Here is a 14,426-nt window from a genome sequence, read left to right as displayed (position 1 = left end):
ATCGGCTGCGCGCGGATCGCCATCGTCGATTCCTGCAACTCGCGCGTCAGATGCTCTAGGTCGGTCAACTCGGCGATGCCGGCCAGATCATTTTCGGACAGCCGTTGCGCCAGCATGGCCTGAGTAATGACCAGTTCGCCGACCAGGTTGACGAGCCGGTCGAGCTTATCGAGGTCGACGCGGATCGTCTGCGTTGCCGCCGCCGCCGCCGGGGGGCGCGCGATCACGGGGACGGCCGCCGCCGGGGGCGGGGACGCTGCCTCGCTGATCGCGGTGGGCGCGGCGGACGGATCGCGCGCCGCGATCGTCGGCGGCGACGGTGCGACGGCGGGCTCGCCCGCTTCGCCACGCGAAAGCGTGATCGCGCAGGCATCGGTGAACTCGAAAACCGCGCGGATATCATCCTCGGCCACGCTCGCGGGAAGGCTCAGCGTCCAGCTGAAATAGGCGATCTCCGGATCGAGCGCGTCGAGCCCGGGCAGGGTCGAGCGATCGCAGTCGATGACCCGTGCACCCATCCGCGACAATTCGCGCAGCAGCAGCACCGGCTCGCCGCCATTGTCGAGCGCATTGGCAGTTGGCCGATAATCCAGTCGCCAATTGTCCGCCGCACTGTTGTCGATATCGTCGCTGGCGGGGGCGACATCGTCCAGAAACGCCATCAGATCGTCGAAATCGTCCGTCGGCGCCTGAACCTGCGCCGCGACGGGCGCGTCGGTCGCATCGGCGATGTCCACCAGCGGTGCCGACGCATGGCCGGCGCCGCCTGAAGCGGCGGCCAGCAATTCCAGCATCCCCGCATCGGCGGGGACGTCCGTGCCGTCACGCGCGGCGGCGACATGATCCGCCAGCAGGTCGAATGCACCCATGACCAGGTCGAGCAGGTCCGGCGTCAGCGTGAGCGTGCCGTTGCGGACATTGTCCAGCAGCGTCTCATAATGATGGGTATAGGCCTGCAGCCGTTCATGTCCGAACGCGCCGGCCCCGCCCTTGATCGAGTGAACGCAGCGGAACACGCCGTTGATCGTCTCGGGCTCACGGTCACCGGCACGCAGGAGCGCGAAGTTGGCTTCCATACCGGCAAGCCCTTCGTCGCATTCCTGGAAGAAGATCCCTTGGATCGCGTCGAGGTCCATCGATGGTCTCCCTTACCCGGCGGCCAGTTCGCCGAGCCCGGCGATCGTGGCGATGTCGCTCAAGGCGGCGCTGGGCGCCTCGATCGTGAAGCTCAGTCCCGCCGCCGACGCGGTCTGTCGCGCGGCTTCCAGCACCTGGAGGCACGCCAGCCCGGCACGATCGACGAGGCTGCCGTCGATCGTGATCGGCTCACCGGCCTCGATCGCTCGCCGCAACGCCATTCGCAGTGGTCCTGCGGCGCTTGTGTCGAGAACGGCGGCGAGCGACAGAGAGGTGGTCATAGGCATGGCGGCGATCCAGGTGCTGGAGGGTGGTTGGGACGGCGTGACTGATCAGAAGTCCGACCAGTCGTCCTCGGCCACCGCAACCGCGGCGCTACCCCCGCCCGCGCGACGGCGTGCGCTACGGGCGATCTTGCGGCCTGCTTCTGCCGCGCGGCTCTGCAGCTTGTGCACCGGCAGGGTCGATGCGGCGGCACGCTGTCCCTCCGCAAGGGTGAAGCGGGCGACCTGGCGAGCCAGTTCGTCGGCTTCCTCCGCCAGGCTGCGCGCGGCGGCGGTTGCCTGTTCGACCATCGCGGCGTTCTGCTGCGTCACGCCGTCCATCTCGCTGACCGCGGTATTGACCTGCTGCAGGCCGGTCGCCTGCTGCTCCGCCGACGTGGCGATCGAACCGACCAGGCTGCTGATCTCTCCGATACGACCGATGATCCGCTGCAGCGCGCGGCCGGTTTCGCTGACGAGTTCCACGCCCGCCGCGACCTGCGCCGAAGACGCCATGATCTTGGCTTTGACGTCCTTCGCCGCGTCGGCCGAACGCTGCGCCAGCGCACGCACTTCGCTGGCAACCACCGCGAAGCCCTTGCCGGCGTCGCCAGCCCGCGCTGCCTCGACGCCTGCGTTGAGCGCCAGCAGGTTGGTCTGGAACGCGATACCATCGATCACGCTGATGATCTCGCTGATCTCGGCCGAACCACGCTCGATGCCGCTCATCGCGTCCACCGCGCGGCGCACCACGTCGCCCGATTGCTCGGCTTCCTGGCGCGCTTCGCCGACCACCGCGTTCGCCCGGCTGGCGCCCGTCGCGGTTTCCCGCACGGTGCCGGTGATCTCGTCCATCGCCGCCGCGGTTTCCTCCAGCGACGCAGCCTGCTGTTCGGTGCGCTGCGAGAGATCGTCGGACGCCTGGCGAATATCGCTGGCGCCGTTGTTGATGCCGCTGGTGGCTTCCATCACCGCCGCCATCACTTCCGCGACCGCGTCCATCGCGCGGTTGAAGTCGACGCGCAGACGCTCGTAATCAGCCGAGAACGGCTCTTCGATGCGATGGCTCAGGTCGCTGGCCGCCAGCTTGGCGAGGCCGGCCCCCAGTCCGGCGACAACCTGTTGCTGCGCCGCCGTCGCTTCCGCCACGGTGATGCCGTTGGTGCGAAACACCTCCATCGCCTTGGTCATGCGACCGACGCAATCCTTGTACTCGGTATAGGCGATGGGCGAGTCGAAATCGCCGCGCGCCAGCCCTTCCATGCGCACCACGGTGCCGACATAGGAATCGCAGATCATCTTCTTCGACGTCCAGGCGACGATCATCGTGCCCAGTAGCGAAGCAATCGCCGTAAACAGGATCGGTGACATCCCCGCACCGATGGCGTCGCTGATCACCGCTGCCGCAACCGGCATCGCCGCCAGCGATGAATATGTAACGAACAGGACATCAAATTTGGTACGGATCGGGGCATCCGCGCGAAACCAGCGTATCATACTCCAATCCCAATCCCGGCCCGCACATTTGCTAAGGCTCGATATGAAGGAGCGAGTACCGCCTAAGCTACTTAGACTAAGTTAATTTTCGTGCGGGTTCGAACAATGAATTGCGTTTTGATATTGATGTGGATCAGGGATAATCTTACAATTTCACCGCCTGTTTCATCCCACGGCGCAACTCTAAGAGCCGGCGGCTATCGGCAGTGGTGGCATCGTGCTCCGGGCCACCGCCGGGGGGCAGGATGTCAGCCCGCGAGCCGCGTGAGGAGGCGAATCAGGTCGCCCTGCCGGTTGGTGTCCGTCTTGGCGAACAGATTGCGAAGATGAACCCTCGCCGTGCCGATCGCGATGTCCAGGCTTTCCGATGCCGACTCGAGCGAATGACCCTCCAGCAGCATCCGGGCGAGTTCCGCTTCCCGCATGGTCAGGCGGAATGCCGCACGCCACTGCTGCGTGGTCGATACCGCGAAGAACGCCGGATCCACGATCGTCACCAGCGCCGCGGCCTCCAGCGGCGCGAGCACCCTGGCCGAGCGGGGCAGGGGATAGCCGGTGACGATATAGGGGGACTTGCCTGACGGACGTTGCAGCCGCACCGTTTGGGGCGCCGGCTCGCCGGCGACCAGCGCGGCAACGAACCTGTCGAGATCGAAGGGCGACGCCCCGCGTGCCGCCGTCAAATGGCCTTGGGCGCAGCCGATGCCGTCACCCGCCGCCAGCAATCGCTCCATCGCGGGCGTGAAGCGAAGGATGCGGCCGTATTCGTCCAGCAACAGGGCCGGTTCGCTGCGCTGAATGAGGATGCCATCCCAATAGGCCGCGCTGAGTTTCTCGGCGTGGAGAAAGCCGAGTTCGAATGATCGTTCGATATCGGGCAGGATGCGGTGCATGATCCGGCGCGACTGCTCCGAGGTCGCGCCGTCGTGGACATGTCGGTGTATCGACAGCCCCGCACAATGAGTGCCACCGTTCAACCGCGCCACCGCGGTGACGTAATGGTTCAGCTTTCCGTTCGACGCCTGCCACGCGAAATATTCCGCAGTGTTGGTGTCGGTCCGGTCGGCGTGATCGGTATCGGTATATACGCATGACGCACCGAGACCGGCGACGTGCAATATCTGCGGATCGAAGCGCGCGATATTCTCGTCCACGTAACGCTCGACCGCCTGGATATTTTCGTGGGCGAACGTCTGGTGGATGATCCGGCCCGGTGCCTCGACGACATTGAGGGTGCCGCAAACGCCGCCGAGCAACCTCGCCGCGTCCCACGCCCAGTCGGCCCATAAGGAATCATCCAGCGCCGCCCGATACGCCCCGTCGACCAGCTTCTGGATAGCCTCTTCCATGCGCGCCCGCCGCCAACAACCGACTAAGGCATGGGATTACAGGCAATTTTATCCGAGGAAAAGCGGGGTGTATCGTTACGGCACGGGGCAGGCATCGGCCGGGTCTCGTGACGATATGGCGGCAATGCGGGTTCCGGCGAAACAAGGGCGTAATCCGCCCCGTCGCCGAACCACGATGCCCGATCGGGGCCGATAGAAGGGGCCGGCCGCACCGTCCCGACGGTACGACTATGTTCCGAACAGATGCTTTCGGAATGTCGACCGGATCGACCGTTGCTCGATGATGCGACCGGCCACGTACAGTATCGCGAAGATCGCGGCGAAGACATAGGCGGCGGTGGGTTTCAGTTTCTTCTTGTCTTCACCGTCTTTCTTCTTTTTGTCCGGCTGTTCCGGTGCCGGGGCGCCCAGCGCCTTGTCGATCGCGTTCTGTGGCAGCACGACGGGCTTCTTCTCCGGCTTCTTGGGCGCCGTCTTTGCCACCTCCTCTTCGTGGTGCGCGACCTGCACCGTTACCGCGGCAAAGGCGAGAAACAGCAGCGGCGCCAGGAAGCAGAACAGCAATGCCTTGCTGACGAGATGATAGCACAGCACCGTCCCGTCGCCGGTGTCGTCGACCCGCAGCATCCCGTTTTCGAACACGGCCATGCGATCCTGCGCGGCTGGGTCTGATTTGCGGAACGTCAGCGTGTCATGATGACGCTCGTAGCTGGTGCCGACCTGTCGAAACAGCGGGGCGAGCCGCGTGAAGGCATCCTCGCCGGTCTGCCCCGGCGCGAGCGGCAGCGATCCGCGCACATGCCAGATCGGTTCCAGAAATCGTGGTGTCACAGCGTTCCCCCGTCCCGTCCTGATCGGTCCCGTCTTGATCGGTCGCGTGCCGCCCGCCCGTCGGTGACACCTATTCCGCTGGCACGATATCCGTCCGCGCGAACCGTGCCTTCAGCGTCTTCCACAGCTCGGTGAACGGATAGGTCATCTGCTCGCGGATCGACATGCGCCGCCCGCCCTCCATGCCGAGCAGTTCGGCCTCTCCGTCGACGCAGGTGCCGAAGATGCGATCGATGAAAATGTAGGTGTTGGAGAAGTTGCTGCGGCTCGCCTCGAAATCGAGCGAATGGTGCACGCTATGGTGCTCCGTGGTGTTGAACAGGAAGCGCCACCAGGCGGGTGTGTTGAAGCGGACGTTGATATGCTGGTAAACGCTGACCGACATGCCGATCGCACCCGCCAGCAACGCGGCGCGCGGCAGGAAATCGAACAATCCGCCGATACCCAGGCCGATCAGGAACAGCTCGACCGGATTGCCGACCGCGCCCTTGTTGATATTCAACTGTGTAATGTAGTGGTGCACGGAATGGGGGAGCCACAACGGATACCAATTGTGCATGCCGCGGTGCATCCAATATTGCCCGAAATCGAAAATGAACGAGATCAGGAATGCCTGAACCAATAACGGCAACGTCGTGAACCAGGCCAGCTTTTCCAGCTCGAAATGCGTCTGGATCGTCTCAATGATCGCGTCGCTGCCGATCTGGCGTTCGATCAGCTGCAAGGCAGTATAGCCCAGGCCGACGTAGAAAAGGTCGGTAGTCACTTCCTTCCAGGTCAGCCGCCAGCTGTCGTGACGCGGAAAACGCCATTCAAGCAACATCAGCAAAGCGCGAAAGCCAATGCCGATGCCGATCGCGACCGATGCTTTCGCGATCGAATTCGGCGCATAATACCAGAAGGCGATCAGCGCGAAGAGCACCGTCGGCTGAAACCAGGTGAAGAACATTCGCTTGAGCGGGCCGCCCTCGACGCGCGGAATGTTTTCCCAACCGACGGTCACCGGCGATTGCGTACCGATCAACCTGTTGCCGACGCGAACACCTTGCATAGGCCTGTCCTCATGATCATCGTTGCGCCCCCGCGCGGCTCGACACCCGGGGGGCAGCGCCTGCGTACTGTCGCCAAGGCGGGCGGTGGGCGGAAGGCGGGATCGGACGATGATCCCCATAGATCGGACCTATGTCGCGCGGACCATTTAGCGGATCGTCGCCGCGTGGCGCATCAGATGCGCGGACTCGCGCTCGATCCACGTCATCGCGCCTCGGTCACAGATGGTGGCATTGCCGAACGTCGCGTCGGGATGGTGCAGGTCGATCGCGAAGCGGAGCCGCAGCGCCGGGGCTTGGGGCAGATCGCGCCAGATGATCGTGCCGTCCTGCTCGATCGCCATCTCGCCCCCTAGCAGGGACGTGCCGTAGCGTGCCGCGATCGTGGAATGGCGGACCGTCCCGTCGCCGGTCGCCACGGATACCTCATAGGATTCGACCTGTTCCGCAGTGATGTCGCCAGTGTCGAGCGCGGTGCCGATATCGCCGGACCGCGCGACCGCCGCGGCAGCGTCGGGGGTGCGGGACAGCGCCCATGCGGCGTGATCGCCTGCGACGATCAACCCGCCGTCCATCGCGAGCCGCGCGCCGTTGCCCCGGTCGACCGCCTCGATCAGCCGCAATCCCAGCAGCGGCCCTCGCGCCGCCTGCTGGCGCCAGTCCTCGACATAGGCGCCGGAGGGCGCGAACTCGATCACGCTGTTGCCGATCGCGACCAGCCGCGCCGGTTCCGGCCATTGGTTGCGTGGCTGGTAGCTGGTAGGCGTGTGCCACGACATTTCGCCACTGGCCGCATCCCAGGCGGTGTCGCCGATCCACCCCTGTCGCATCGCCAGCGGCGTCGTGGCGGCATCCGGCAAGCGCATGTCGATCGTGAAGCTGCGCGACTGAAACCAGTAGACCACCGACGTATCGTCGGTCGCGCCGGTGCAAAAGGTGATGCTGCGACGCCGGAACGCGCCCAGCAGATGTTCGGGAAAGGATGGCGTGCCTGGATGCGGCGGCAGCGCGGCGGACAGGGCGGCGGGCGTCATCGCGCGACGGGAACCGGAGGACGCGCGCCGAACGAGTCGAGCGGCAGGGCATCCGCCAGCACCAGATCGCCCGCCGCGCGGCGTCGCTTCAGATAGGCGAAGGTCTGCGCGGTCTGATTGAAGAGATGCTCGCCGCAACGCACCGGCGTGTAACGGCGTTCGCCCCTGCCAGGAACCAGCGGGGCGATGACATGGTCATAGTCGCAGGTGAAGAAGAACGGAAAGGAGTAGCGCTCCTCCGCGACCTTCTTCACCCGATGCGTCGTCGCCACGTAGCGACCGTTCGACAATAGCTCCATCATGTCGCCGATGTTCATCACCATCGTATCCGGGATCAGCGGAACGTCGATCCACGAGCCGTCGTGGCGCAGAACCTGCAATCCGGGTGAGGTGGCGAACAGCAGCGTGAAGCATTCATAGTCGGTGTGCGCGCCGATCCCCGGGCGATCCTCCGTGCCCGCCGCCAGCGGATAGTGGATCAGCCGCAACTGATTGGGCGGATGGCGCAGGTGTGGCGCGAAATGTCGCTCGTCGAGACCGAGCGCGAGCGCGAAGGCATCGAACAGCGAGCGGCCGATCGCTGCGACATGGCGGTAATAGGCCAGCACGTCGCTTTGGAAGCCGGGCAGGTCCGGCCACAGGTTGGGGCCGAGCAATGGCCGCCGCCCTTCGGCGTGGTGATAGTCATTGTTGACGTCGAACGCCTCCTTCAGGTCGCTCGTCCCGCCACCGAACTGTTCCTCGCCGACGGGAACGTAGCCGCTGTGGTTGACCGATCCGCCGATATAGCAGGCCATCTTGCCCGCTTCGTCCTGCGCGAAATAGCGGCGTGCGGCGGCGAGCAGGCGATCGAACAGGCGACGATCGAACTGCGCGCCACGGATATAGACGAAGCCGGATTCGATACAGGCTTCGTCCAGCGCGCGCGCCACCGCCAGTCGGACGTCGCGGTCGCCGCTGGACAGGCCGGTGATGTCGATCAGCGGCAGAGGGCAGGAACGGGTCATTCCATCATCACGCCAACTGCCGGGCCATAGATGAAGATGGCAAATTATTATGCATTGCATCAATCTGATCGATGAGGCGATAACGCGATGAACGGGGACATGGATCGGGGCGCGTGCGATGGATGAGCCGACGGTGGTGACCGACCGCAAATTCGCCAGCCGCGTCGACTGGAATTTGATGCGGACGTTTGTCGATATCGTCCGCGCGGGCGGGATCGGCGCCGCGGCACGCCAACTCAACAAGCAGCAACCGAGCATCAGCGCGGCGCTGAAGCGGCTGGAAGATCATGTCGGCACGACGCTGCTGCGCCGTACCGCCACCGGCGTCGAGATGACCGCGGCGGGCAAGGCGATGCTGGCGCTGTGCGAGGAGATGCTCGAATCCGCGCGCATGGTGCCGCATCAGGTGGCGCAGGCGACCCGCCGGATCGAAGGCATCGTGCGGATCCAGATGGTATCGGCGATCGTCTCGGCGGAGTTCGACGAAGCGATCGCCAGCTTCCATCGTCGCAATCCGGGCATCCATATCGAGATCCGCGTGTCCCCGTGGCGGCAGGTGCTTGACGCGCTGGAACGCGGGGAGGTGGAGATCGGGGTGGGGTATGACGGGGGCGATCGCGGCAGCCTGGTGTACGAACCGTTGTTCGTCGAGCGCCAGCAATTGTATTGCGCGCGCAGCCATCCGCTGTTCGGCTATCGCGTCGGTCGCCTCAATGAATTGCGCGACGAAGGCTTCGTGCTGACCGGCGACGACGAGATCGAGACGATCACGCGGCTGCGGCGACGCTATCGGCTGGGCACCAAGGTGAATGGGCTGGCGGAAGACGTCAACGAGGCGCGGCGGCTGATCGTCAATGGTGTCGGGATCGGTTTCCTGCCGGTGCTCGCGGCGCAGGACGCGGTGAGGGCGGGCAAGCTGTGGGCGATCCTGCTCGACGAATTCGAGCCGTCCTACGACATCTTCCTGCTCGCGCGGGCACAGCCCTCGCGCGATACCGCCACGCAATTGTTCATCGACGAAGTCTATCGTCGGATCCGCGCGCAACGGCGTTCCTGACCCGTCGGATCGGTGCGGCAGGGCGGCCGGTCATAGGATCGATCTATGACCCGCATAAAAAGAACGCCTCTGTGCCGCCCGGGGGGCGGTGCGTCACCTTGCGGCCATCGGAAAGGACGGTGGCCATGGTCGGATCGCAAAAGGCTGCATTGCAAAAGGATCGCATTCCCGACCACGCGCGTCGCGTGGCGCTGATCGCCGGCCGCGCGATCCTGTCGATCCTCGCCACCCGCGCCCGCGCGGTTGGTGGGCTGCCGGTGACGGGTCCCTCGCGGTGGCAGGAACGCCCGTGAGGACGGAAGCACCGCTCCGCCGCCAGGCCATCGATCTGGTGCCGCCGGCGTTCCTCGTGGCGGTGGTGTCGTTCTGGGCCTATGCGCCGGTCGCCTGGACGAGCAATCCGTGGTCGATCGTCATCGCCTCCACCGTGGTGACGCTCCTCGTCCAACTGCTCGAGTGGGTCGCGGAGCGGCACCGGGGCTGGCGTATCGACCGGCGCGAATTCGTGACCGACCTTGGCTATCTTATCTTCAATGCGACGGTGATCGCGTGGCTGACCGCGCATCTGGCGGAGACACCGCTGCTCGCGATCAAGGAGTGGCTGGGGATCGCGACACCGTGGTCGATGCACTGGCCGTTCCTGGCCCAGGTGGCGCTGGTGATCGTCGTGATCGAGGTCGGCCAGTATTGGATGCATCGCGCGATGCACAACAGCTTCCTGTGGTACACGCACGCGCCGCACCACCACATCACGCAACTCAATGCGATGAAGGGGGCGGTCGGCAATCCGCTCGAACTGTTCCTGATCAGCCTTAGCGTGGTGGCGCTGTTCGATCTGCCCGTGCCGGCGCTGTTCTGCGGCATCAACGTGTTGACCGTCGTGTCGGTCTTCGCGCACGCCAATGTGCGTGCCGATCCACCGCGCTTCTATTCGTTCTTCTTCACCACGATCCGCCACCACAGCCTGCATCATTCGACCGGCTATGCCGAGACACGCTCCAACTACGCCAATTCGCTGATCCTGCTCGATCGCCTGTTTGGCACCTATCGCGAAGGCGAGGGGGTGCTGGTAGGACAGGACGACCGCCGGCGCCTGAGCGTGGTGGAGCAGACGATGTTTCCGCTTCGGCCGCTGATCGACCGCTGGCGCGCGCGCCGTGGCGGGTCGGTGGGTGGCGAGCCGCCGGCGATGGCGGGCTGAGGGCGCCGCGATGAGCGTGTTGCTGGCCGAGCGACCGAACCCGGTGCGACAACGAGAAGAACGCATCGCCGCAGGGCGCGCGGCGCTCGCGCGCGGGGATTGGGGCGCGGTCCGCCGGGCGGCCGATACGCTCAGCGCGGCGGATGTCGACGATGCCGAAGCGGCCTTCCTGCTGGCTCTCGCCGAGGCCGCAGCGGGACGAATCGGCAACGCGATCGCCCACGCCACACACGCCACGCGGGTGGCGCCATGCGGCGAATATTGGGCGCAACTGGCGCGGCTGCTGATCGCCGTGCGCCGGGATTCGGAGGCCGCGGCCGCGCTGCGCCACGCCGAGACGATGTTGCCTGGCGACGCCCTCAGCCGGGATACGATGGGATGCGTCTATGCGCGCCTCGGTGACCATGCCGCGTCGCTGCCGCACTTTGATGCGGCGGTCGCGGCGTCACCCGACAACGCCGATTTCCGCTACAATCAGGCGGCGGCGCTGACCTTCCTGGGGAAGACCGACGCCGCCGAGGCGGCGTTGGAGGGGCTGATCGCGCAATGGCCTGATGACGCGCGCGCCCACCATCTGCTGGCAGGCCTGCGGCGTGCGACGCCGGATCGACAGCATGTCGACCGGCTGGTCGCGACGCGCGCGCGCAGTCGCGATCCCCGCGCGCGCCTGTTGCTCGGCTACGCGCTGGCCAAGGAAATGGAGGATCTGGGGGATGCCGGCGCGGCCTTGGCCACGCTGTGCGCCGCCAATGCCGAGCATCGTGCCCGGCTGCCGTATCGCTTTGCACGCGATGCGGCGATCTTCGATGCGATCGAGGCGCATTGGTGCGCGCCCGCCATGGAAGCGCGCGGCGCCGCCCCGGCGGACGCGCCGGTCTTCGTTATCGGAATGCCGCGTACCGGGACCACGCTGGTCGACCGTATTCTCTCGTCGCACCCGGCGATCGAAAGCGTCGGCGAACTGCAGGCGATGCCGCTGGCGGTGAAACGCGCCGCGGCGACGCGCTCGCGCGAGGTGCTCGACGCGGAGACGGTCGCCGCCGCCGCGCTGGCGGACCCCGCAGCGATCGGCCATGATTACCTTCATCTCGCGACGGCGCATCGCCGCGATCCCGCGCGCCGCTTCGTCGACAAGTTTCCCGGCAACTTCCACTATGTCGGGTTGATCGCACGGGCCCTGCCCAACGCGCGCATCGTGTGCCTGCGCCGCCATCCGATGGACACGGTGCTCAGCAACTTTCGCAACCTGTTCGCGATCGGATCGCGTTATTACGACTATAGCTACGATCTGCGCGACATCGCGGCATATGTCATCCGCTTCGAACGGCTGATGGCGATGTGGCAGGCAGCCCTGCCGGGCCGCGTGCTGGAGATCGGATACGAGGATCTGATCGCCGATCAGGCGGGGCAGACCGCGCTGTTGCTTACGCACGCCGGCCTGGCCTGGGACGACGCCTGTCTGGCGTTCCATACCAATGCGGCGCCGGTTTCGACCCCCAGCGCGGCGCAGGTACGGCAGCCGATCTATCGCGACTCGGTCGCGCGTTGGCGCCGCCATGCCGAGCTGCTGGCACCAATACGGCAAATGTTCGAGGAGGCCGGCATTGCGGTGGAGTGAGATGGCCTGCGTGGGGTTTGCCATGGCGGGCGCGCTGTCGTCTCCCGCCGCGCTGGCGAAACCGACGACCCGGCTGGTATCCTGTGGCGCGCAGGACTGCCTGCTGGTGACCGGGCGACGCCCCGATGCCGCGACCCCGGTGCGGATCAATGGCCATGCCGTCGATGTAACCGGCGGACGTCGCTGGCGATTGCGGCTGCCGCTCGATACGGTGCGGCGCTGGTCCGCGCGACGCGTACGCGCGATCAACATCGCCTATGAAGGGGCGGACGCGGACGCCGATGCAGGCGATGCGGAGCTGCCGATCGGGCTGCTCGGCCATCCGATCGATCTCGCGTCGCTCACGATCAGCGTACACTGACACTCGCCGCCTTCTTGCCACATTCCGCCGAAGCGCCTATGTCGCCGTCGCCGCCGATCACGAGCGGCCGTCGAACGACGACGTGAGGAGATGGTGATGAAGGTCTTCATGATGGCCGCCGCTGCCTGCGGGCTGCTGGTTGCTGGCGCCGCGAACGCAGCCGGCGGGGAGAATCCTTTCGCGAAGGACGCGGCGGTGCTGCAGCTCAAGGGCATCGATCTGGCGACCGCCGCCGGCCAACAGCGTCTCGCGATCCGCATGGACGCCGCCGCGCAGGCCGTGTGCGGTGACCAGCGTCTTGCCTCCGTTCATCTGGCGCTCGCGGAGAAGGCGCGCGCCTGCCGGACGCAGGTGATCGCCGACATCCGGCAGCAGATCGAGTCGCGTCAGGCGTCGCTCGGGACGACCGCGTTGCAGGCGGTGGCGCAGTAATCCTTCGCTCGACGGCGGCGTCCGCAAGCTTGCTTCGGGGGCCGCGTCAGGGCTTGGACGGCGTCGCCGGCGCGACGCCGCCGGTCCACCATGAGAGCGTGTGCACATCGTGCGCGCTGGTCCACACCCCGTCGGGCGTGTAACGGATCGCGCCGCTACCGACCGGCTTGCCGACGCGGGCGTCGATCGCCAGCGTGTTCGCGTCGATCACCGCGAACGTCTGATCCTCGGTGGTACGGAGCCATACCTTACCGGCGCCTGTATCGATATCGCCATAGGCAAGCCGCGCGCCGACCTTGATGCGGGCGGTGACCTTTGCGGTCGTCGGATCGATCCGGGCCACGGTGCCGTCGCCCTGTTCCTGAACCCATACCGCGCCTTCGCCCGCCGCCAGGAAACCGGGCTGCCGACCCAGCTCGACCGTATGGGTCACCTTGTTGGTCGCGGGATCGATGCGCTGCAACCTGTGCGCCGGTCCGCTGACCGACCATAAGGCACCGAAGCCGAAGGCGAGGTAGGATGTGCCCGCCGTAACCGGGATCGTCGCCACCACCTTGTTGGTGGCGGGGTCGACCCGCGCGACGCCGCCGCCCGCATCGCTCGCTACCCAGATCGATCCCGCGCCGGTGACGACATTCAACTCTCCATCGGGGCTGGCGATGCCCGTCTGGATCGTGGCGACGATGCTGGCGGCGCGCGTGTCGATGCGAGTCAGCGCCCGGGCCTGGCAATCCGCCACCCACAAGGTATCGCCGTCGATCGCCATCGCGCCACAGGGATGCGCCATCGCCACCGTCGCGCGTTTGCCGTCGAGCGACCATTGTTCGACACGGCCCTTGTTGGTGGCCCATACGGTCGCGCCATCGACCGCGAGGAAGTCCGCGAAGCCGGGTACGGGGATGACCCGTTCCGATTGCGCCATGGCCGCGCTGCCACTCACCAGCATCAAACCCGCTACCGCGTCCTGCCACCGCATCTGCGATCCTCCTGCTTAGCCGCGTTGCGCGATAAAGGCCCGCCAGCCACCCAGCGCCGTGATATCCTGTGCACCTGTCAGTGCGCGCGGTTCGGCGACGAATCCCTTCACGCTGCTGCCGTCGGCCAGCGTGACCGTGCCGATCGCCAGCGGCGGCGGAACGTCGACGACGAAGCTGCCGAACGCCGCGACGTCCATCTCATATATTTCAACCGCGATCGCCGCGCCGTCCGCGCTATGGACCAGCGCCGGCTTCGGTGGGACGCTATCGGCCATCGCGTAGAGGCGATAGGTCGGCGCGGTCTCGGTCGCGGTGACGAATGTCGCATCGCGCGAGGTGAGTTGCCAGTGAAGCGGCATATCGCGCAAATGTGCGCCGACGACAGCGAGTGTGACCGTATCCATTCTGCCCTCCAGATCGAGTGGGGGTGGCGGCGGCAGATCGGCCGCCGACCGATACACATCGGCCAGGTCGAGCAGCACGTGATCGCTGTCCGCCGGGCCGATCAGTGTGATGCCGAAGCCGGTGCCATTGTCTCGCGCGCCCGCCGGCACCGCGATCGCGGCCATGTCCAGCAGGTTCACGAAATTGGTGTAAAAGCCCAGATGGCTGT

At 66.1% G+C, this 14,426-nt stretch carries 15 protein-coding genes and 1 pseudogene; 6 read left to right on the top strand and 10 right to left on the bottom strand.

What is annotated here, in order from left to right:
- The 8 genes from ACFDSW_RS09800 to ACFDSW_RS09765 form a co-directional block, all read right to left on the bottom strand.
- The coding region (locus ACFDSW_RS09800; protein WP_375250106.1) for an Hpt domain-containing protein at positions 1-1,136 on the bottom strand (1,136 nt) is incomplete at its 3' end.
- A 12-nt stretch (positions 1,137-1,148) separates the two neighbouring features.
- On the bottom strand, positions 1,149-1,418 hold the full coding sequence (locus ACFDSW_RS09795) for an STAS domain-containing protein (RefSeq protein ID WP_375250105.1): 270 nt from the start codon (positions 1,416-1,418) through the stop codon (positions 1,149-1,151).
- Between the two features lie 51 nt (positions 1,419-1,469).
- Positions 1,470-2,897, bottom strand: coding sequence for a methyl-accepting chemotaxis protein (locus ACFDSW_RS09790; protein WP_375250104.1), 1,428 nt, complete (start codon positions 2,895-2,897; stop codon positions 1,470-1,472).
- Between the two features lie 248 nt (positions 2,898-3,145).
- Positions 3,146-4,246, bottom strand: a complete 1,101-nt coding sequence (locus tag ACFDSW_RS09785) for a helix-turn-helix transcriptional regulator (RefSeq protein WP_375250103.1) — start codon at positions 4,244-4,246, stop codon at positions 3,146-3,148.
- 228 nt (positions 4,247-4,474) lie between these two features.
- Positions 4,475-5,077: a hypothetical protein gene (locus ACFDSW_RS09780; RefSeq protein ID WP_375250102.1), complete on the bottom strand. Its 603-nt coding sequence runs from the start codon at positions 5,075-5,077 to the stop codon at positions 4,475-4,477.
- Positions 5,078-5,147: 70 nt separating this feature from the next.
- Positions 5,148-6,128: a sterol desaturase family protein gene (locus ACFDSW_RS09775; protein ID WP_375250101.1), complete on the bottom strand. Its 981-nt coding sequence runs from the start codon at positions 6,126-6,128 to the stop codon at positions 5,148-5,150.
- A gap of 147 nt (positions 6,129-6,275) precedes the next feature.
- Positions 6,276-7,160, bottom strand: a complete 885-nt coding sequence (locus ACFDSW_RS09770; RefSeq protein ID WP_375250100.1) for a hypothetical protein — start codon at positions 7,158-7,160, stop codon at positions 6,276-6,278.
- On the bottom strand, positions 7,157-8,167 hold the full coding sequence (locus tag ACFDSW_RS09765) for an isopenicillin N synthase family dioxygenase (RefSeq protein WP_375250099.1): 1,011 nt from the start codon (positions 8,165-8,167) through the stop codon (positions 7,157-7,159). Before ACFDSW_RS09765 ends, ACFDSW_RS09770 begins: the two co-directional genes overlap by 4 nt.
- Before the next feature lie 118 nt (positions 8,168-8,285).
- On the opposite strand from ACFDSW_RS09765, the gene ACFDSW_RS09760 reads away from it, so the two are divergent.
- From ACFDSW_RS09760 to ACFDSW_RS09735, 6 genes are all read left to right on the top strand, one after another.
- Positions 8,286-9,224, top strand: a complete 939-nt coding sequence (locus tag ACFDSW_RS09760) for a LysR family transcriptional regulator (RefSeq protein WP_375250098.1) — start codon at positions 8,286-8,288, stop codon at positions 9,222-9,224.
- A gap of 125 nt (positions 9,225-9,349) precedes the next feature.
- A complete protein-coding gene (locus tag ACFDSW_RS09755; protein ID WP_375250097.1) occupies positions 9,350-9,517 on the top strand; it encodes a hypothetical protein in 168 nt (55 codons plus the stop codon).
- Positions 9,514-10,425, top strand: a complete 912-nt coding sequence (locus tag ACFDSW_RS09750) for a sterol desaturase family protein (protein WP_375250096.1) — start codon at positions 9,514-9,516, stop codon at positions 10,423-10,425. The genes ACFDSW_RS09755 and ACFDSW_RS09750 overlap by 4 nt, the downstream gene beginning before the upstream one ends.
- Before the next feature lie 10 nt (positions 10,426-10,435).
- On the top strand, positions 10,436-12,043 hold the full coding sequence (locus ACFDSW_RS09745) for a sulfotransferase (RefSeq protein WP_375250095.1): 1,608 nt from the start codon (positions 10,436-10,438) through the stop codon (positions 12,041-12,043).
- Between the two features lies 1 nt (position 12,044).
- Positions 12,045-12,404 carry a hypothetical protein gene (locus ACFDSW_RS09740; RefSeq protein ID WP_375250094.1) on the top strand — a complete coding sequence of 120 codons (360 nt, stop codon included), beginning with the start codon at positions 12,045-12,047 and terminating at the stop codon, positions 12,402-12,404.
- Between the two features lie 96 nt (positions 12,405-12,500).
- Positions 12,501-12,836 carry a UrcA family protein gene (locus ACFDSW_RS09735; RefSeq protein ID WP_375250093.1) on the top strand — a complete coding sequence of 112 codons (336 nt, stop codon included), beginning with the start codon at positions 12,501-12,503 and terminating at the stop codon, positions 12,834-12,836.
- 46 nt (positions 12,837-12,882) lie between these two features.
- On the opposite strand, the gene ACFDSW_RS09730 is transcribed toward ACFDSW_RS09735, so the two are convergent.
- Both ACFDSW_RS09730 and ACFDSW_RS09725 read right to left on the bottom strand, forming a co-directional pair.
- The gene (locus ACFDSW_RS09730) at positions 12,883-13,812 is read right to left on the bottom strand and encodes a YncE family protein (protein WP_375250092.1); all 930 of its coding nucleotides are present in this window, start codon (positions 13,810-13,812) and stop codon (positions 12,883-12,885) included.
- A 15-nt stretch (positions 13,813-13,827) separates the two neighbouring features.
- Positions 13,828-14,426 (bottom strand): annotated as a pseudogene (locus ACFDSW_RS09725) (allophanate hydrolase); the annotation flags it as partial.

The organism is Sphingomonas sp., from assembly GCF_042091075.1.
In the GTDB taxonomy this organism is placed as follows: Bacteria; Pseudomonadota; Alphaproteobacteria; order Sphingomonadales; family Sphingomonadaceae; genus Sphingomonas.
The sequence above is the reverse complement of the archived record's forward strand: the minus strand, read 5'-3'. Positions and strand labels throughout refer to the sequence as shown.